The 21,332-nt window shown below is 36.2% G+C and carries 15 protein-coding genes; 10 read left to right on the top strand and 5 right to left on the bottom strand.

Going from position 1 to position 21,332, the window contains the following annotated elements:
• The 4 genes from rsxC to KO509_RS06945 form a co-directional block, all read right to left on the bottom strand.
• Positions 1-1,790 (bottom strand): electron transport complex subunit RsxC (gene rsxC / locus KO509_RS06960; protein WP_252727431.1); only part of this gene is annotated, 1,790 nt, incomplete at its 3' end.
• Positions 1,791-1,798: 8 nt separating this feature from the next.
• Positions 1,799-2,353: an electron transport complex subunit RsxB gene (gene rsxB, locus KO509_RS06955; protein ID WP_215972569.1), complete on the bottom strand. Its 555-nt coding sequence runs from the start codon at positions 2,351-2,353 to the stop codon at positions 1,799-1,801.
• A 15-nt stretch (positions 2,354-2,368) separates the two neighbouring features.
• Positions 2,369-2,950 carry an electron transport complex subunit RsxA gene (gene rsxA / locus KO509_RS06950; protein ID WP_215972568.1) on the bottom strand — a complete coding sequence of 194 codons (582 nt, stop codon included), beginning with the start codon at positions 2,948-2,950 and terminating at the stop codon, positions 2,369-2,371.
• 225 nt (positions 2,951-3,175) lie between these two features.
• On the bottom strand, positions 3,176-5,089 hold the full coding sequence (locus KO509_RS06945) for a GGDEF domain-containing protein (RefSeq protein WP_215972567.1): 1,914 nt from the start codon (positions 5,087-5,089) through the stop codon (positions 3,176-3,178).
• Positions 5,090-5,613: 524 nt separating this feature from the next.
• On the opposite strand from KO509_RS06945, the gene rimP reads away from it, so the two are divergent.
• The 10 genes from rimP to KO509_RS06895 all read left to right on the top strand — a co-directional run bounded on the left by rimP (position 5,614) and on the right by KO509_RS06895 (position 19,760).
• Positions 5,614-6,069, top strand: coding sequence for a ribosome maturation factor RimP (gene rimP / locus KO509_RS06940; RefSeq protein WP_215972566.1), 456 nt, complete (start codon positions 5,614-5,616; stop codon positions 6,067-6,069).
• 84 nt (positions 6,070-6,153) lie between these two features.
• The gene (gene nusA, locus KO509_RS06935; protein ID WP_215972565.1) at positions 6,154-7,650 is read left to right on the top strand and encodes a transcription termination factor NusA; all 1,497 of its coding nucleotides are present in this window, start codon (positions 6,154-6,156) and stop codon (positions 7,648-7,650) included.
• Positions 7,651-7,673: 23 nt separating this feature from the next.
• Positions 7,674-10,352 (top strand): translation initiation factor IF-2, encoded by a 2,679-nt coding sequence (gene infB / locus KO509_RS06930; RefSeq protein ID WP_215972564.1) that lies wholly within the window; start codon positions 7,674-7,676, stop codon positions 10,350-10,352.
• A gap of 179 nt (positions 10,353-10,531) precedes the next feature.
• Complete coding sequence (rbfA, locus tag KO509_RS06925; RefSeq protein WP_215972563.1) at positions 10,532-10,954, top strand: 30S ribosome-binding factor RbfA; 423 nt, start codon at positions 10,532-10,534, stop codon at positions 10,952-10,954.
• Between the two features lie 3 nt (positions 10,955-10,957).
• Positions 10,958-11,905 carry a tRNA pseudouridine(55) synthase TruB gene (gene truB, locus KO509_RS06920; protein WP_215972562.1) on the top strand — a complete coding sequence of 316 codons (948 nt, stop codon included), beginning with the start codon at positions 10,958-10,960 and terminating at the stop codon, positions 11,903-11,905.
• Between the two features lie 227 nt (positions 11,906-12,132).
• A complete protein-coding gene (gene rpsO, locus KO509_RS06915) occupies positions 12,133-12,402 on the top strand; it encodes a 30S ribosomal protein S15 (protein ID WP_215972561.1) in 270 nt (89 codons plus the stop codon).
• Between the two features lie 474 nt (positions 12,403-12,876).
• The gene (gene pnp / locus KO509_RS06910) at positions 12,877-14,991 is read left to right on the top strand and encodes a polyribonucleotide nucleotidyltransferase (RefSeq protein ID WP_215972560.1); all 2,115 of its coding nucleotides are present in this window, start codon (positions 12,877-12,879) and stop codon (positions 14,989-14,991) included.
• Between the two features lie 135 nt (positions 14,992-15,126).
• Positions 15,127-16,065: a lipoprotein NlpI gene (gene nlpI, locus KO509_RS06905; RefSeq protein ID WP_303495860.1), complete on the top strand. Its 939-nt coding sequence runs from the start codon at positions 15,127-15,129 to the stop codon at positions 16,063-16,065.
• 41 nt (positions 16,066-16,106) lie between these two features.
• Complete coding sequence (locus KO509_RS06900) at positions 16,107-17,642, top strand: hypothetical protein (RefSeq protein WP_215972559.1); 1,536 nt, start codon at positions 16,107-16,109, stop codon at positions 17,640-17,642.
• A 429-nt stretch (positions 17,643-18,071) separates the two neighbouring features.
• Positions 18,072-19,760 carry a SufS family cysteine desulfurase gene (locus tag KO509_RS06895; RefSeq protein ID WP_215972558.1) on the top strand — a complete coding sequence of 563 codons (1,689 nt, stop codon included), beginning with the start codon at positions 18,072-18,074 and terminating at the stop codon, positions 19,758-19,760.
• Positions 19,761-19,815: 55 nt separating this feature from the next.
• On the opposite strand, the gene KO509_RS06890 is transcribed toward KO509_RS06895, so the two are convergent.
• A complete protein-coding gene (locus KO509_RS06890) occupies positions 19,816-20,850 on the bottom strand; it encodes a Glu/Leu/Phe/Val dehydrogenase (RefSeq protein WP_215972557.1) in 1,035 nt (344 codons plus the stop codon).
• Positions 20,851-21,332 lie beyond the last annotated feature (482 nt).

Here is a 21,332-nt window from a genome sequence, read left to right as displayed (position 1 = left end):
TTAGCTTTTGCAACGGCAGCTGCAATACGAGCTTTTTTATCATCAGCTTGGCTTGTTACTTGTTCTACCTGACTGTTATCTGAGCTAGTTAAAGTATTCTCTTGCTCACTCTTTTTTTGCATCAGCTTTTTGGCTTTTGCTCTGGCAATTGCTGCTTGCACTTGTGACTTATCATTTTGCTCTTCAGTATCGGTACCTGGTGCATCATTATTACTTTCGATTGCTTGTTTTTTAGCTTTTACGCGAGCAAGTGCTGCGGCAACAGCTGAGCTTGCTGTCCCACCATCGGCGGTTTTCTTATTCATAGTAGCTTTACGAGCAGCAGCCGCTTTTTTATGCTTCTCTTCTCGTTCAGCTTTTTCTTTTTCTAAGCGGAGCTTTCGGGCTTCAAACCGGACTTTGGCTTTTTCTGCTTTTATATCAAGTTGCTGTTGCTGACGAATTTCAGCCTTAGCAACACGATAATATTGTACTAATGGAATTTGGCTAGGACAAACATAAGCACAGGCTCCACAATCAATGCAATCAAATAAATTTAATTTGAGTAGCTGTGGGTGATCTTTCGCTTTCGCACTCCATTGCATTTCTTGAGGTAATAACTGACTCGGACATACCTCTGCACATTGACCACAGCGAATGCATTCCACTTCATTTGAATTGTTATCAAAGGCGCTCGGCATTTCTTTTTTACTTGGCGCTAAAATGCAGTTGCTCGTTTTAACAATAGGTACTAGTTCATTTAATATGGTGAAACCCATTAATGGACCACCCATGATAACTGGAGGAGTTGAACTTGAACTTTCAGACGTAAATCCTGTTTGCTCGAGTAAATGTCGAACAGGTGTGCCAAGTAGTGCCCAAACATTTTGGGGATTACTAAGTGCTTGACCTGTGACAGTAACAACACGCCTAATTAGTGGAATATCATTAATTACAGCATCACTAATGGCAAAACATGTAGCAACATTTTGCACAATAATTCCTGAATGAATTGGTAAGGCACCGCTTTTAATCTCTTTTCCCGTTAATATTTTTATCAGCTGTTTTTCGCCGCCCGTAGGATATTTTGTAGGGAGTACACAAACTCTAATGTTATCAATATTTTTTGTTGCATACTCTAATGCTTTTATTGCTTTAGGTTTATTATCTTCAATACCAATTAATATAAGCGTTGGTTTAAGTAAGTGATCCAAAATCTTTATGCCGTCAACAATGGCTTCACTTTGTTCACACATTAATAAATCATCAGCGGTGATATAAGGCTCACATTCTGCAGCATTGATGATCAAAAAATTTATATCAGGTTTGGTGTTAATTTTTATATGGGTAGGAAAACCAGCTCCGCCCATGCCCGCTATACCAGCGTCTGCAATCTTGCTAATTATTTGTTGTGGACTTAGTTTGATGAAATCCTGACAAATATTGCGTGGTTGCCAAGTATCTTCGAAATCAACATCAATAAATATACAAAGTTCGTTTAGAGCTGAGGGGTGCGCTATAACTGATTTTTTTATATCACTAATAATACCACTGGTTGGAGCATGTATTGGTACAGTCATCGGGTTAGTGCTTTTTGTTAGCGGCTGGCCCTTTAATACTTTATCACCAACGTTAACTAATAAATCCCCTGGGCCACCGATATGTTGCTGTAACGGCAATATTAATTGTTTCGGTAACGGTAGCTGTTTAATCGGCTTGTTTGAGGTTAGTATTTTTTGCTCAGGAGGATGAATGCCACCGTGAAAGTGCCAAAAATGGTGCTGATTGATGCGTTCGATTATAGTGTTCATAATATTTTCTAATCTATTTGTTTTACAGCAATTTTATTTAAGTCCCATTGCCAGTTTTGTATAGTTTCAGGAATAGGGCGCATTTCAATACAATCAACAGGACAAGGAGCTACGCATAAATCACAGCCAGTGCATTCGTCAATAAGTACAGTGTGCATTTGCTTCGCGGCTCCTAAAATAGCATCCACAGGGCAGGCTTGAATGCATTTTGTACAACCAATACAATCTTCTTCAATAATAAAGGCAACTGTAGGGCCCTTATCGGCTTCATGGTTTTCATCTAACGGTTCAACATCAACACCAAGTAAATCGGCAATTTTCTTTATGGTATCTTCACCACCTGGGGCGCATTTATTTATAGCTTCGCCATTGGCAACAGCTTCAGCATAAGGTTTACAGCCAGGATAACCACATTGTCCACATTGTGTTTGTGGCAATAGCGCATCAAGTTGTTCAACAATAGGGTCACCTTCAACATGAAAGCGCACAGACGCGTAACCTAAAATAGCCCCAAAAATTGCGGCGATAAGTCCTAAAACCAGTATAGCGATTAAAATATTCATTAATATGTCATTACCTTACATCTTAATTAGGCCAGAGAAGCCCATGAAAGCTAAAGACATTAAACCGGCAGTAATCATTGCTATTGCCGCGCCTTTAAAAGGAGTAGGCACATCAGCATTGACTAATTTTTCTCTCATTGCTGAAAACATGACTAATACTAAAGAAAAACCAGCAGCAGCACCGAAGCCATATATGATAGACTCAAAGAAATTATGCTCTAACCTTAGGTTTAATAAAGCAACACCTAGCACGGCACAGTTTGTGGTAATGAGTGGTAAAAAAATACCTAATAGTCGATAGAGACTCGTACTTGTTTTATGTACCACCATTTCAGTAAATTGCACAACAACAGCAATAACCAAAATAAAACTCATTGTTGTTAGGTATTCAAGGTTTAGTGGCGCTAAAATATAGGTGGTAACTAAATAACTTAGCAGAGACGCTAACGTCATTACAAAAGTAGTAGCGAATGACATACCTATAGCTGTCTCTGTACGAGAAGATACGCCCATAAAAGGGCATAAACCAAGGAATTGCACTAATACAAAGTTATTCACTAGTACCGTGCCAATAAGTAGCAGAATATAATCAGTCATTTGCTTTTTAGATCAGGATGTTAGTTTTATCATATAATTTACATTATCCTTTGTTTTAAGGTATATGACAACACTAGTCTCAATGGGGATATAGATATTTACAATATTGTTTTATATTTTTATTTTTCTGATGAAATACTCTCTAATAAACGACACCAGATAGTTAAGTAGCATTAATAGTATAGGTAGAATTAATGCTACTTAAAAAATAAAATTGTACTGTTATTATAAAGGTTTAGGCTTTCCTATGTAAAAACCCTGACAGCCATCAATTAACAATTTTTCTAAGGTATGTTTTTCTTCTTGGCTTTCAACACTTTCTGCTAAGACATTAATACTTAGCCTATGTGCTAAATCAACCATTAAACGTAAGAAATATTGGTTGTTTTTATCATCATCAATATCACGAGTATAAGAACTGTCCATTTTGATATAGTCAGGTGTTAAATCTCTAAAGAACTTAAACGATGTTAAACCAACACCAAAACGTTCAACAGTTACTTTTGCGCCAACGCGATGTAGCATATCAATTAAGCGTTTGCTTGTTTTAATATTTTGTTGTAAACCGTATTCAGTTATTTCAAAAACTAATTGTCGTGCTACTTTGCTTTCACGCAATAACCTACGTTCTAGCCAAACGATAAAATGCTCATCGCAGATACTACGTGCGCTTAGATTTATACCAAAACTATGTTCATACATATTTTTCTGGTTAATTTCATTGATAGTCGTCTCGATAATAAGTTTATCAATTGCTGTCATCTTATCGAGTTTCTCAGCCATAGCGAGAAAAGACGACGTTGGCAACATATCGTCATTTGAATTCAGAAAGCGAGCTAAAATTTCCCCGTATACCCTACTATTACGACCACTTGGTTGAATTGGCTGTACTAGAAGAGTTATACGTCGGTTCTCTATAACACTATCTATTTCTTGTCGCCAATTTTGATTACCATAGTTGACACTATTTTTTTGCAATAGATCGGTGTCAGTTTGTGAATACCAAGAATTTGGAGCTTGGGTTTGCGCAATGCTAACACTAGTATCTACTAAGGCAAGTAACTCACCTAAAGGTTTAGATTTATCAAATGAAACTAAGCCGGTATAGGCAACTGACTCTAGCTCAGAAGAAAGTTGATAAGCATTAAATAAAGCGGTGAGCTCTGTTGTGAAGCTTTCAGCTTCTTTTAATTTTATATTAGGTAATATGCAGGCAAAATCAGAGCTGTTTAATCGAAACAATTTTCCATCAGGATAAGGTGAAAGTGCTCTTTTAAGAAGATTAGCAACCTGGGCGATATAACTATCGCCTTCCTTATACCCATGAATTTGGTTAATTGTTTGTAATTCAGAGCAACGTGTTATAGATAAAACGCCAAATTTAACAGGGCTATCTTGCCTTATTTGATTTTCATAAAACTGAACAAAACGACTGCGGTTATCAAGTTTTGTTAAATGGTCAACATAGGCTGCTTGTTCGAGATGAGAAACGCTTTCTAATTGCTGAGCCATTAAAGATTTAATGTCAGCGATACCTTGTTTTAACTCAGGTATTTCTAACATTTTACTGTCTGAATCAATATTCTTCACATCATCGACAGAGTTGTTGTTGATTAAAGCGAAATCATTTTTTATTTGTTGACTAATAATATCAAACATTACTTTATGGCGTTTGGTGCTCATTGCAACAGCAAAAACCACTAATACTAATGATAAAGTGGTAGCTATGATGATAAACACTAATACTAATGTTGATTCACTTTGAAAGTTAAGCTGATAATGAAGTGTGATCGGTAATGGGCTTAATGTTATTTGTTTTATCTTAGGAGCAACAAATGGAATCATGAAACCTGTATTGTTACTACTAAAATCAGATAATTTGTCACCTGCTAAATTGGAAATAATTAAACTATTGTAATTTGATATTTTTGTTAGTTGTGTTGAAAGGTTTTGGGCTGCTTGTTGTTCATTATTAGTAAACTCAAATTGTTGAGTAAACGCCGTAATCATTTGAGCATGTTGATCGGTTTTACTTTCAAGTAGAGAAGAGAGCATGATGATAGAAACAGCGCTGATAGATATAATGAAAATCAGCGCTAAGCCAATATTTCTTAATAATAATTGTGCAAAGGTATACATATTAAGTTAAATTACTCCAGAAAATAGCAGCAAATAAAACCTGCTTAGTTAATATTAAATTACGATAAATGGCTTTGTAGCGCTATTATTTTATTTATACTAACTTATTGTTATACGTATGTTAATTTTTTCTGTTAATTTACCTGCATTTTTAACTATAATTGTTAATCAGGCTTGCGCTTATGCTCTCGCCCTTATATAATCTGACCTGTTAATTTTATTGTTAAAGCAAAATTAACAGGTATCAAGATGTCACTGAAGAATTATTTACTGTTATGAAAGAAAATAATTTCTATTCTTGTTACTGATGTTCTTTTTTACACTCGCTTGTTAAAATATGAACATGGGGGTCAGTGATATAGGCCCCTTTTATGGGGTTTTTTTGTTTTTAGTGCTTAAGTTATATTGGTAACGTTAGTATTAAAAACAAAAATACACAGCAAAAACATGCTGGGCTATATGCCCTTTTTTTGTACCTTAAATTTTATTTAAGTAGTACTTAAATAAAAAACAGGAGAAAAATATTGGCTAAATTTGAACAAAAACTAACTGACATGCTTCGTCCCGCCGTGGAAGAAACAGGTAAAGAATTACTCGGTGTTGAATTTATCAGTGCAGGTAATAATTCAGTTTTACGTTTGTTTATTGATCATGAAAATGGCATCGATGTTGATGATTGCGCAGAAGTAAGTCGTCAGGTTGGCGCTATTTTAGATGTCGAAGATCCAATAAGTAGTGAATACAATTTAGAAGTTTCTTCACCAGGCATTGATAAACCATTATTTGACATGGCGCATTTTAAATCAGTGATTGGTGAAACAGTAAACATTAAATTATCTATGCCATTAAATGGCCGCCGAAAGTTTAAAGGTACTTTAGTTGCGATAGAAGATGACACCTTGATACTTGATGTTGATGGTAGTGATTATGAGCTTGTTTTTAAAAATGTTGATAAAGCTAATCTTGTCGCACGTTTATAAGAACTAAATTAAATAAAGAATTTTAAGTTTAATAAAGTAGCTGTTTTTATAAATAGTTACTTAAAAAATTAGGGCTAAAAGAGCATGAGTAAAGAGATATTACTGGTTGTTGATGCGGTATCAAATGAAAAAGCATTACCTAGAGAAAGTATTTTTGAGGCGATGGAAACCGCTTTAGAAACAGCAACCAAAAAAAAATATGAGGGTGATATTGTTGTACGTGTTGCTATTGACCGTATTTCAGGTGAATTTGATACATTCCGCCGTTGGTTAATCGTTGAAGATAGCGATGAAGCGATGGAAAATCCTTATGCAGAAATTAGTTTAGCAGCTGCTCAGTATGAAGATCCTGAGTTAAAAGTTGGTGATTATGTTGAAGATCAAATTGAATCAGTAAAATTTGATCGCGTTACTACGCAAACAGCTAAACAAGTTATTGTGCAAAAAATCCGTGAAGCAGAACGCGCATTGATTGTAGAAGCTTACCAAGAACAAGTTGGTGAGCTCGTTACAGGTGTTGTTAAAAAATCTAGTCGTGAAAGTGTCATTTTAGATTTAGGAAATAATGCTGAAGCGATTATTTATCGTGACGACATGTTACCACGTGAAAGCTTCCGTCCAGGTGACAGAGTACGTGGTTTATTATATGAAATAAAACCAGAAGCACGCGGCGCACAGTTATTCGTTAGTCGTACCAAACCGGAAATGTTAATTGAACTTTTCCGTGTTGAAGTACCAGAGATTGGCGAAGAAATGCTTGAAATTAAGGGCGCTGCTCGAGATCCTGGTTCACGTGCTAAAATTGCTGTGAAAAGTAACGATAAACGTATTGACCCTGTTGGTGCTTGTGTTGGTATGCGTGGTTCACGTGTTCAGGCTGTCTCAAGTGAGTTAGGTGGCGAGCGTGTGGATATCGTTTTGTACGATGACAACGTTGCTCAATATGTTATTAACGCTATGTCACCAGCTGAAGTTGCTTCAATTATTGTTGATGAAGACAAAGGCACAATGGATATTGCTGTTGAAGAAAGCAACTTAGCGATGGCTATTGGTCGTAGTGGTCAAAATATTCGTTTAGCAAGCCAATTAACTGGTTGGGAGCTTAACGTAATGACTGTTGCTGACATGAAAGAGAAGCATCAGGCAGAAAACGATAAAGTACTCAATTTGTTTATTGAGAAACTTGATTTAGATGAAGACTTTGCCACATTACTATCTGATGAAGGTTTTACTTCATTAGAAGAAATAGCTTATGTGCCTGTAGCAGAAATGTTAGAGATAGATGGGTTAACTGAAGAGATTATTGAAGAGCTTCGTGAGCGTGCTAAAGAAGCACTAACAACACAAGCCTTAGCAAGTGAAGAAACGTTAGAAGGTGCAGAGCCAGCCGCTGACTTACTTGCTCTAGAAGGTTTAGAACGTCATTTAGCTTTTGTATTAGCAAGTAGAGGTATTTGTACACTCGAAGACTTAGCTGAACAAGGTATTGATGAAATTAGCGATATAGAAGAATTAACTGAAACCAAAGCGGGTGAGCTAATAATGGCTGCACGTAATATTTGTTGGTTTAACGAAGAATAAATAACACCGGGAGAATAGTGTAAATGGCAGATATAACTGTAGCAGAACTTGCCAAAGAAATTGGTACACCGGTGGAACGTCTAGTAAGCCAGTTGGCTGATTCTGGCGTATCGAAATCGGAAAATGATGTGATTTCGCAAGATGAAAAAGAATCATTATTAGGTTACTTAAAAAAGCAACATGGTGATGAGTCTGAAGCAAAACCGAATAAATTAACGCTAAATCGTAAAACTAAGTCTACCTTGACTATGGGACACGGCAGTAAAGCTAAATCAGTTAATGTAGAAGTACGTAAAAAACGTACCTATGTTAAACGTAGCGAAATTGAAGAACAAGAGTTAGCGGAAGCGGCGGCAAAAGAAGAAGCTGAAATTGCAGCAAAAGCGGAAGCTGAAGCTAAAGCAAAAGCTGAATTAGCGGCAAAAGAAGCTGAAAATGCTCGTGCAGTAGCGTTAGCAAAAGCAGAAGCTGAGGCTGAGCGTAAGGCTGCAGCGAAAGCTGAAGCGGCAGAAAAAGCTAAACAAGCAGCAGCTGAAAAGGCTAAAAACCCTGAGAAACCACCGGTTGTTAAAGTTGAAGAAACAGAAGAAGCTAAACAGCTTCGATTGATTCAAGAAAAAGAAGCTGCGGCTAAAATTGAAGCTGAAGCAAAAGAAGCTGCGGAAGCGGCTAGAAAGTTAGCAGAAGAAAATGAAGCTCGCTGGAAAGCACAGGAAGAAGAACGTAAAGCCAAAGAAAAAGAGGTTGTTCATGTAACTTCTTCTGTTTACGCTCAAGAAGCTGAAGATAAAGTTGATGCTGCTGATGAAGGCGCTGGTCGTCGTCGTAAGAAGAAAAAAGCGGCTCCAGATAGAAATGCTCGTGGTGCTCGTACAGGTAAAGGTCGTAAAGCAACATTATCTGCACCTCAAAGTTTGAAGCATGGTTTTACTAAGCCAGTTGAAACTAAAGTACAAGATATACGTATTGGTGAAACTATTTCAGTTGCTGAATTAGCTAACAAAATGGCGAAAAAAGGTGCTGAAGTTGTTAAAGCCATGTTTAAAATGGGTGCGATGGCAACAATAAACCAAGTAATTGACCAAGAAACAGCAGCATTAGTTGCCGAAGAAATGGGTTTTGATGTTGTTCTTGTTAAAGAGAATGCGTTAGAAGAAGCTGTATTAGCCGATCGTGCGCATACAGGTGAAGAGATTACACGTGCGCCAGTAGTAACTATCATGGGGCATGTTGACCATGGTAAAACATCATTACTTGATCACATTCGTGAAGCGAAAGTAGCAGCAGGTGAAGCTGGTGGTATTACGCAACATATCGGTGCTTATCATGTAGAAACTGGTCATGGTATGATTACGTTCTTAGATACTCCGGGTCATGCTGCCTTTACTGCAATGCGTTCTCGTGGTGCTAAAGCAACTGATATCGTTATTATTGTTGTTGCTGCGGATGATGGTGTTATGCCGCAAACGATTGAAGCAATTCAACATGCGAAAGCTTCTGAAGCGCCAATTATTATTGCCGTTAACAAAATGGATAAAGAAGGTGCTGATCCAGATCGTGTTAAAAGTGAATTATCACAACATGATGTACTTTCTGAAGAGTGGGGCGGTGATGTTCAATTCTGTCATGTTTCAGCGAAAACAGGCTTAGGTATTGACGAACTTCTTGATGCGATATTATTGCAATCTGAAGTATTAGAACTTACAGCTGTTGTTGATAAAATGGCAAATGGTGTTGTAGTTGAATCTAAACTTGATAAAGGTCGCGGCCCAGTAGCGACAATACTTATTCAAGAAGGTACATTAAACCAAGGTGATATCGTTCTTTGTGGATTAGAATATGGCCGAGTTCGTGCTATGCGTGATGAAAATGGCCGCAGTATTCAATCAGCAGGTCCATCAATACCCGTAGAAATACTTGGTTTAAGTGGTGTACCACAATCTGGTGATGAAGCTACTGTTGTTAAAGATGAGAAAAAAGCGAGAGAAGTTGCTTTATATCGTCAAGGTAAATTCCGCGATGTGAAGTTAGCACGTCAACAGAAAGCGAAACTTGAAAATATGTTTGCCAGCATGGCTGAAGGTGAAATTTCTGAAGTTAATGTTGTTATTAAGTCTGACGTTCAAGGTTCACTTGAAGCAATCAGTGAATCATTAACTAAGTTATCAACTGACGAAGTAAAAGTTAAAATTATTGGTTCAGGTGTTGGTGCTATTACTGAAACAGATGCAACATTAGCAGCGGCGTCAAATGCGATTGTTGTTGGTTTTAATGTTCGTGCTGATGCTTCAGCTCGTAAAGTTATTGAAACAGAAAATATTGATTTACGTTATTACAGTGTTATCTATTCATTGATTGATGAAGTTAAGCAAGCCATGAGTGGTATGCTTGCTCCTGAATTCAAACAAGAAATCATTGGTCTTGCTCAGGTACGTGATGTATTTAAGTCTCCTAAAATTGGTGCTATTGCCGGTTGTATGGTTACTGAAGGTACAATTAAACGTAGTGCGCCAATTCGTGTATTACGTGAAAACGTAGTGATTTACGAAGGTGAACTTGAATCATTACGTCGCTTTAAAGACGATGTTCAAGAAGTTCGTAATGGTACTGAATGTGGTATCGGTGTTAAGAACTACAACGATGTACGCGTAGGCGATCAGATTGAAGTATTTGAAACTGTAGAAGTTAAGAGATCATTATAATTATATCTCTTTCCTTGTAGGGTCAATGACAGTAACGGAAACACTGATTAAGTCATATTAGTGTAGTGTTTCTGCTATATATTTGAAACTACTCGTTTTGAGCTCATAGTTAAATGCTTCACAACAATAATAAAAAGGGGCTGATGTCCCTTTTTTGTTTTAGTTAAAAGAGAAATGTTATGGCTAGAGAATATGCCCGTACTGACCGTGTTGGTCAGCAAATCCAAAAAGAAATTGCAGTAATATTAATGCGCGAAATTAAAGATCCGCGTTTGAGTATGACTACAGTATCTGCGGTTGAAGTCACACGCGATTTAGCGTACGCAAAAGTATTTGTTACTTTTTTTAATGATAATGCCGAAGATATTAAAACATCACTTGAAGTGTTGGCTGAAGCTGAAGGTTATATTCGTTCATTATTAGGTAAACGTTTGCGCGCACGTATTATGCCACATTTACGTTTTGTCTATGATAGCTCAATGAGCGAAGGTGTTCGTATGAGTGCCTTGGTTGATCAAGCGGTTGCTAGCGATAGTCATGGCACTGTTGCTAATGATAGCCAGGTTGATGACAACATAGATGATAGTGAAAAGAGTGACTAAAGCATGGCAAAGCGTAGAAAAGGACGCCCTATTAATGGCGTTTTACTATTAGATAAACCTTATGAAATGTCGTCTAATCATGCCTTACAGGCGGTTAAACGAATTTACTTCGCTCAAAAAGCAGGGCACACCGGAGCATTAGATCCACTTGCAACAGGTATGTTACCAATATGTTTGGGTGAAGGGACTAAGTTTTCTCAGTTTTTATTAGATACAGATAAAACTTACCAAGTAACAGCTAAGTTAGGTATTCGTACTACTACCAGTGACGCTGGTGGTGAAGTTGTGAGTGAAAAAGCAGTAAATGTTTCTGCTGAGCAGCTTAAGGAAGCGCTAGATACTTTTCGTGGTACAACGAAACAGGTACCTTCTATGTATTCTGCACTTAAGTATCAAGGTCAGCCTTTATATAAATATGCACGTGAAGGTATTGAAGTGCCAAGAGAAGCTCGTGATATTACTGTTTTTAATCTTGAGTTATTACGTTTTGAGCATGATGAAGTTGAATTGAATATTCATGTATCAAAAGGGACTTATATTAGAACGATTGTTGATGATTTAGGTGAGTTATTAGGCTGTGGAGCACATGTTGCACACCTTAGACGTTCTGCTGTCGGTAATTATCCTATAGAAAAAATGGTTACTTTACCTGAACTTGAAGCATTACTTGAAAAAGCCATCGCTGATGAAATAACACCTTCACAAGTGCTCGATCCACTATTGCTACCTATGAACAGTGCTGTAGATGGTATGCATTGTGTTTATGTTGATGATATGTCAGCTAATTTCTTACGACATGGTAATCCTGTTCAAGCTTTTAATGCACCAAGTGATGGTACGGTACAAGTTTATATTGGTGATGATGAGAATGATGCTGATGCAGAGTTTATTGGAGTAGGTTTCATCGATGATGATGGCTTGTTAGCACCAAAGCGTATAGTCGTTATTTAAAAACATTTATGCTAGCCCAAAAGGTGCTAATTATAATGAATACCGCTAATTCTTTAGGGTAACCATTAATTAGCACACTTTACTGCTTGCAATTTATTGATTGGCTGCTAGAATACGCGCTCTTTTGTTACCTCGGCTGAATTAGTGTTTGGCTTAGGTAGTATTTTAACTATTTATCTATAGGCTTTTCTTATAGGTAATAATGAGTTCCACACTAAGGATTTATTATGTCTTTAAATGCTACACAAAAAGCAGCTATTGTTGCTGAATATGCTCAACAAGAAGGTGATACAGGTTCACCAGAAGTACAAGTTGCTTTGTTAACTACACAAATCAACCACTTACAAGGTCACTTCAAAGAGCACATCCATGATCATCATTCACGTCGTGGTTTATTACGTATGGTTGCACAACGTCGTAAATTACTTGATTACTTAAAAGGCAAAAACGTTGAACGTTATACTGCTTTAATTGGTAAATTAGGTCTACGTCGTTAATAGTTAGTTTTATACTGATTATTTAAAAAGGAGCTTTTTAGCTCCTTTTTTGTATTTTAAATTCTAATAAATATTTTATATATCAACAGCTTAACTTCTATATCGCACTTACTTAGCTCATTCTCTTTAAGTACGCTATTAGGATGTAAACCTTTCTATTAGCTTCATTGTTTTTCATCAAGAAAATACCTTTTTAAAAATCAAACAAGATTAACCCACTATTCTTACTAGCAAATAGTGCTCAGGTCAGTATAATATGCCTGCTTGATTTGTTCGCTGTTTAAGTTTTATGATAAATTTGAATAGTAACTATCAAGAAAATAATCAATCAAACTGTATAATTTTTTGTTCAACTTGACCGCAATTTAGCGCCTAAGTGAATAAATAATTGTACAGATTGATTAAGATAATCAATGCGTTATGCTGCTTTATTGCTAAAGTAAAACGTACAAAAAAATTAAGGAAACATAGTAAATGTTCAATCCAGTAACTAAAAAATTTCAATTCGGTAAACATACAGTAACATTAGAAACAGGTAACATCGCTCGTCAAGCATCAGCTGCTGTTATGGCTAGCATGGATGATACGTGTGTTCTTGTATCTGTTGTTGCAAAAAAAGAAGCTAAAGCAGGCCAAGATTTTTTCCCTTTAACAGTAAATTATCAAGAACGTACTTATGCTGCAGGTAAAATCCCTGGTAGTTTCTTCAAACGTGAAGGTCGCCCTTCAGAAGAAGAAACATTAATAGCACGTTTAATTGACCGTCCTATTCGTCCATTATTTCCTGAAGGTTTTACTAACGAAGTACAAGTCATAATTACTGTTGTTTCAGTTAACCCAGAAATAGCTCCTGATATTATTTCATTAATTGGTACTTCTGCAGCCTTAGCTATTGCAGGCGTTCCATTTAGTGGTCCTGTTGGTGCGGCACGTGTTGGTTATACTGATGGTCAATACATTCTTAACCCATTACAGTCTGAATTACCTACAAGTCAATTAGACTTAGTTGTTTCAGGTACAGACTCAGCGGTATTAATGGTTGAATCTGAAGCTGACGTATTATCAGAAGAAGTAATGCTTGGAGCTGTTGTCTATGGCCATGAGCAAATGCAAGTAGCAATTTCTGCTATTAAAGAATTTAAAACAGAAGTAAACACTCCTTCATGGGAATGGGTAGCTCCTGTTAAAAATGCTGAGTTAGTTGCAAAAATTGCTGAGTTAAGTGAAGCGCAACTTAATGAAGCGTACCAAATAACAGAAAAAGCAGTTCGTTATGAAAAAATTGCTGAAATACGCAATGATGTCGTTGAACAATTACTCGCTGCTGATGAAGAGCTTGATGTACAAGAAGCTAAAGATTTATTCCATGACTTAGAAAAAACTGTAGTACGTGGTCGCATTACTGATGGCAACCCTCGTATTGATGGTCGTGATCCTGAATCTATTCGTGCTTTAGATGTAATGACTGGCGTATTACCACGTACTCATGGCTCTGCTGTATTTACTCGTGGTGAAACTCAAGCTTTAGTTACTGCTACTTTAGGTACTCAACGTGATGCACAACGTATTGATAGTATTTTAGGTGAAAAGACTGATGCATTTATGCTTCATTATAACTTCCCTCCATACTGTGTTGGTGAAACTGGTTTTGTTGGTTCACCTAAGCGTCGTGAAATTGGCCATGGTCGTTTAGCAAAACGTGGCATGTTAGCGGTAATGCCTACTATTGAAGAATTCCCGTACGCTGTACGTGTTGTTTCTGAAATTACAGAGTCTAACGGTTCATCTTCAATGGCTTCTGTTTGTGGTACTTCACTTGCGCTTATGGATGCTGGTGTACCAATTAAAGCTTCTGTTGCCGGTATTGCAATGGGTCTAGTTAAAGAAGGCGAAAAATTTGTTGTTCTTTCTGATATTTTAGGTGATGAAGATCACTTAGGTGATATGGACTTTAAAGTTGCTGGTACTACAGGCGGTATTACTGCTTTACAAATGGATATCAAAATTGAAGGTATCACGCAAGAAATTATGCAAATTGCATTAAATCAAGCAAAAGCGGCACGTACTCATATTTTAGCCGTAATGGATGAAGCAATTGCTGGACACAGAAATGAAATTTCTGAATTTGCACCACGTATTCATACAATTAAAGTAAGCCAAGATAAAATTCGTGACATTATCGGTAAAGGTGGCGCAACTATTCGTCAACTTACAGAAGAAACAGGCACTACAATCGAAATTGATGATGATGGTACTGTGAAAATTGCTGCTACTTCTGGTGAGCAAGCAGATGATGCTATTAACCGCATTAAAGCGTTAACTGCTGAAATCGAAGTAGGTACACTGTATACGGGTAAAGTTGTACGAATCGTTGATTTTGGTGCGTTTGTTAATGTTTTACCAGGTAAAGATGGTTTAGTACATATTTCACAAATCTCAGAAGAGCGTGTTAGTAACGTAAGTGATGTATTATCTGAAGGTCAAGAAGTGAAAGTTAAAGTACTAGAAGTTGATCGTCAAGGTCGCGTACGTTTAAGTATTAAAGAAGCAATGGAAAAACCAGCAGAAGAAACTCCTGCTGCTGAGTAATTCTATTTATTAACTTAGACTATTTCACTTACAATTTAGTCTATTAAAAAGGAGCCTTTTGGCTCCTTTTTTGTTTCTAAATCAAGTACAATCATAATCACGCGATAATTTAATTTCTATTTCTAAGGCAAATTAGTGAATTTATCCTTTACTGAATTCAAGTCCAAACTATTAATATTGGCTATTGTTAGTTGCATGGTATTACTTACCCAAGGGTGTTCATCATTAGGTAACGCTAATAATTCCCTGAACTCCTCTTCGATAAATCAATTGGTAATTGCAGAGCCTTTGGCCATCAATTTTAAAAGTGAAATTGCTATTGCTCGTTTATCTGAGGTGCTTAACCGTGTAAAAATTACAGATGAACAAAAAGCACAAATTCATTATGATCGCGGTGTATTATTCGATAGTGTAGGTTTGCGCTCTTTAGCACGATTGGATTTTTCTCAGGCTTTACAACTAAAGCCTAACTTGATCGACGCTTATAACTTTTTGGGCATACACTTCACTCAGTTAAGAGAGTTTTCTCAAGCCTATGAACAGTTTGATTCTGTGTTAGAGCTGGCACCTGAACATGAATATGCACATTTAAACCGTGGTATTGCGCTTTATTATGGTGGTAGACCTAGTTTAGCTGCGCAAGACTTTACTGATTTTCATTATCAACAAAATGATGACCCTTATCGGTTGTTGTGGTTATATTTAGCTGAGCATAATGTAGATCCTGTATCAGCAAAATCAATGTTAAGAGAAAGATCAAGCTTAGTTGATGATAGAACATGGGCTAAACAAGTCATTCACTTATATTTAGGTGACATTAGTCAAGCGCAGTTCGTGAGTGAATTAACAAGGAATATTCAATCAAATAAAGCGTTAACTGATAGGTTATGTGAAGCTTACTTTTACTTGGGGAAATATAATCAAATTATGGGCTTTGATGGTGCTGCCGCTAACTTTTTTAAACTATCGTTAAGCACTAATGTTTATGAGTTTGTTGAGCACCGTTATGCCAAGCTTGAATTAGACTTGATGCGCTCTGCAAATACAACAGCAGTAGAAGAAGATGAATTGTAAAATGATCTGAATGTAGACAATCTAATAAATTGAATTGATAAATGATAATCAAAAAAATTATGATGGGCTTGTTGATAATGCTGCTAAGTGGCTTATCGACTAGCTCATTTTTTTTAAATGATTATTTGACCAAAATTATTATTAAAAATGAACATACTGAGTCTCAATTAAATTTTGCTATTGCACATAATAATTTTTCAGCACTAAATTTTATGTGGAAAAATGCAATATTGCATAGTGAACAATGGCTTTATTATGGAAAAGAGGTAGCTAAAACCCAAGGTGAGGCGGCTTATCAGCTTGCCGTTTATTATCAAACCAAACCAGATCCTGAGCCTAAAAAAATGATCTTTTGGTATGAAAATGCCATTAGACTTCAATATTCCAAGGCCTCAATAGCATTAGCGCAATACTATTTTCAACGCGATAAATTAGCGATGGCAACGCAAATCATTACGTTAGTACCTATTGAGGAGCTAACCAACTTAAAGGTAAGTGCGATTGTTTTGAAAATTAATATCGCGATTAACTTAGGGAATGTAGCTATTGTTAATAAGTTAATTGAGCAGTATATGGCGCTGTTACAAAAAACTGAAGCGGGACAGCTATTACTGGCTGATATTTATCGATATCAAGTATTATTTAGCGTTTCGCCAACTAGCCATGTAAAAATATTATCTCCCAGTTGCGATAATAGTATTCAATTGTTTGCGACTAATTTAAAACACTTAAAACGGCTTGAAAAAATCATTACCACTTTTAAAGAGCAAAGCTTAAGTCATGCTGTTTGTTTTACACCAATTCGTTATATACCAATAAATGAACTTGATTGTAATAATAATTCTAAAAGGGCTATTACTTGTAACGAAATACAATGGGAGTTAACTGCTAAAACTGTTAATACGCGTTATGTGGGGTTAATGCTACCAAAAGGTGGAGCTAATGTTCATTTGGGCATGCTATATTTTGATGCACAAGATAGTGTCGACGTCTTTGCGCATGAAATAAGTCATTTATTGGGGTTTGTTGACGAATACGCTTTGACACCTAAACATAGTATATGTCAGCAACCACAACAAGAGATATTTTCACAAAATATTTCCGTCTTAAAGAATCGTTATCTAGGGGATCGAAAGGCGGTTCGCGTTAAGGTATTAAAGCAGTTAGCATGGGGGGAATACATTAATGATAACACACCTATTTTACAAGAGGTTGTAGGAGTAACTGGCGAGGAGCTTTGGCAGCTTGGAACCCCAAAAGAATTTTCTCATCAAATCGGCGTATTTCATGCTAAAACATGCGATAACTCATTAGCGAGCTATAATAACTTTAGCGCATTTAAGAGCGTTTCTCAGCGAACTAAATTACAATACTTTGCACTAAACTTCCCTGAAATTTATCGAAAACTCTTACAAGAAAAGTTAATGGAATATAGAATGCCTAGCTTTCATTATAATATTGCATTAGCTTATTTTAACCAATCAGCAACAAATAATAAGTTTATTGAACAAGCTCATTATTGGATGGAAAAGGCAAAAATTTGGAGTGATAATGTTGAGAAAAAAGGTGGATTTTAAGATAAACCGACTATTTACTTAGTTTTTAGGCTATTACTTAAGCGGAGTTACTATCGGCTTTATAGATAATTTCGTTATATTATTTTCAACTGTAGTACTGTCGAGAGTATCACTGTGTTTAGAGGGAACCACCTCTATATTTTTTTTTATTGTTGCAGTAGGCCACATAGTATAATTTTGTATATTGCTAGCGGATGAAGCCGTATTGAACAAGTCATCGTTTAGATTTTTTTTTATTGGTTTTTTCTTCATCCTTAAAAACCACGAATATATCGTCATACATTTCTCCGTACAGCCCTATCAATATGCCGGCATTATATATTACTAATGCATAAATAGCCTGTGAAAATTAACTTTTGTCGTCGATAAGATAAGGTATAATCATGACAAAATTATTATCTGATTGCTTTTAGAGGCAGAAACCTAGCAATGAAAAATTTTGAGCCCGAGCAGTTTCGCCAACACTTTCCTCTTATTTATACGAATAAACATATAAACTCGGAAGGTGAATCACACCCATCAATTATTTATTTTGATAATGGCGCAACAACGCAAAAACCTAATACAGTGATTGAGTGTCTTCCTGCTTTTTATCAAAATATAAATGCTAATGTACATCGTGCCTCACATAAGTTGAGTGCTAAGGCAACTCTGGCGTTTGAACAAGCGAGAGAAACGGTTAAGGCCTTTATTAATGCCAAAAGTAATAAAGAAATTATTTGGACAAAAGGTACAACTGAAAGTATAAACTTACTAGCATCGAGTTTAGGCAGAAAAGTACTTGGTTTAGGTGATGAAATAATTTTAGCTGTGAGTGAACATCACGCGAATATTGTACCTTGGCAAATAATTGCTGAGCAAACAGGCGCATCAATAAAGGTTTTATCGCTTGATGCTGCAGGTAGGGTAGATCTTAATAAATTTGATAAATTGTTAACGAAACAAACGAAAATTGTTTGTTGTGCACATGTTTCTAACGTTATTGGTAAAATAAACCCAATAGCGGATATGATAACAAAAGCAAAAACTGTTGGTGCTATTACGGTTATAGATGGAGCACAAGCCATTGCTCATTTTCCCATTGATGTACAAGAATTAAATTGTGATTTTTATGTTTTTTCTGCGCATAAAATGTATGGTCCTACAGGTGTGGGAGTACTTTATGGTAAAGAAGCTTTGCTAGAGATGATGCCACCCTATCAGTCAGGCGGTGAAATGATCAAAAGCGTGAGTTTAGATAAACCAACTACTTTTAATTCATTGCCATTTAAGTTTGAAGCGGGGACGCCAAATATCGCCGGTGTTGTGGCTTTTGCAGAAGCTATTCATTTTATTAATCAATTCAATCATGATGACATCACTAAATATGAACAGCAATTAGCTCAGTATTGCTATCAAGCATTAAAACAAGTGCCCAGCGTTAAGTTCATTGTTGAAAATGCTCCTGATATTCCTGTTATCGCTTTTACGGTTGAAGGACAGCATAACCATGACATAGCGACAAGTCTTGACAGTTATGGTGTTGCTATTCGTAGTGGACATCACTGTGCAATGCCATTAATGGAATATTTACATGTTTCAGGTTGTTTACGGGTATCGCTGGCCGCGTATAATACTTTTGATGAAATAGATTACTTTATTAAGACATTAATTAAAGTGATCTATCAAGAAAAACAAAACGTTTTAGTTGAAGAATATCAGAAAAAACCTTTGATTCAGCATACTCAAAGTACTGAAATAAAAAATAAATTTTCAACAATAAAAAGCTGGGATTCTCGCCATCGTGAAATTATGTTGCTAGGAAAAACACTACAACGTATGGATAAAAGCTTGAGAAATGAGCAAAGTTTAATTAGTGGTTGTGAAAGCTTAGCTTGGCTTATTGCTAATAAAAATTCACAAGGTTTATTCAGTTTTCAAGCCGATAGTGACGCTAAAATAATTCGAGGTTTATTAGTTATTGTACTTTCCGCTTTTAACGATAAATCAGCATTAGAAATAAAAACTTTTGATATTGAAGAATTCTTTGAAAGTCTAGGTTTGCTACAGCATTTAAGTCCTTCTCGGGGGAATGGTGTATTAGCCATAGTAGATAAAATAAAAACACTTACTCAGTAGTTACTGTTTTAATTGTTCTGTCTTAGTAACTACTGAAAAGTTGTGTTTAAACGTGTTATTTACCACCATTTTTAATGATTTCGCGTGCCATTTCGTCTGCAATTAAACCTGTAGGTTTATTTTGCTTGTCGGCTTTATTAAAAACATCAAGTAAGGTGGAATAAATTTCCTCTACCTTTTTAGTGGCTCTTTCAATACTATAGTTTTCTTCAAAGGAAACATTGATTATGCCGCCGGCATTTATAACATAATCAGGTGCATATAAAATACCGTGATCAACTAATGCTTGATCATGGCGTGGTTCAGCAAGTTGGTTGTTAGCACAACCGGCGATTATTTTGGCTTTTATACGTTTAATGGTGTCATCATTAATGCTAGCACCCAGTGCACATGGCGCATAAACATCAACATCTTGGTCATATATTTCAGTTAAACTCACTACCGTGGCATCAAGCTCACTGGCGGCTTTATTTAATGCATCTTGATTGATATCAGTGACAATAAGTTTTGCACCTGCTTGATGTAAATGCTCACATAAACCATATCCAACACTTCCTAAGCCCTGTACAGCAACTTTAAGCCCATTTAAATCGTCACGGTTAAACTTATGTTTAACACAAGCTTTAATACCTAAAAACGTGCCTAAGGCGGTAAAAGGAGAAGGATTACCACTTTTTCCTTCGGTCCCTGTTACAAAAGGTGTCACTGTATTGGTCATAGCAATATCTTTTGTCGTTATATTGACATCTTCGGCACTTAAGTAACGGCCGTTTAATCTATTTAATGCTTCACCAAAAGCTTTAAAAAGTGCTTCTGACTTTAATGACTTAGCATCCCCAATAATAACGGATTTACCACCACCCATCTTTAAGCCTGCCATGGCATTTTTGTACGTCATACCTTTAGATAAGCGTAAAACATCCACGAGTGCTTCTTCATCATTAGCATAATCCCACATTCTACAACCACCGATTGCAGGGCCAAGATTAGTATTGTGAATAGCAATTATGGCCTTAAGCCCTGAATTATCATCACTGCAAAAAACAACTTGTTCATGGTTATCAAAATCAGCTAGATCAAAAAAAGCCATTTACCTATTTCCTTGTATTTATGAAAGAATATTTAACTGTTCGAACTCTATCACTTCATAATTATAGGCACTAGTAGAGGCAAGTTTATTGTCTGGCATATTCTTAGGTCAAAGTGTTCATTTATTGGTACAGAAGCTTCAAGGGAGAGTATTAGCTCAGTTCTACAAAATTATTACTCGCTTGTTCTGGCTAAAGCATTACACTGCGGCGTTACTCTAGTTTATTTATCTTACAAAAAATAAGCTTATGAATTAATGACACTGTATTACGACATGTTTGTTTCTTTCGATTTTGGAGTTAATAAAGCTATTTAAAATGAGTGTACGTTTAGTGACCTAAAGATATAAAAGAAGATGTCTCTTTTATTTCTTAGAAACTTGCATTTAAATAATAGGAATCGCCTTATTTATGCTTTATGAGCATTGCTAAGGGATTATAAGTTTATGGTGATTTAATAATACTTCAAATGGTACGGGTCAAG

It is taken from the genome of Colwellia sp. C2M11, from assembly GCF_018860915.1.
In the GTDB taxonomy this organism is placed as follows: Bacteria; Pseudomonadota; Gammaproteobacteria; order Enterobacterales; family Alteromonadaceae; genus Colwellia.
The sequence above is the reverse complement of the archived record's forward strand: the minus strand, read 5'-3'. Positions and strand labels throughout refer to the sequence as shown.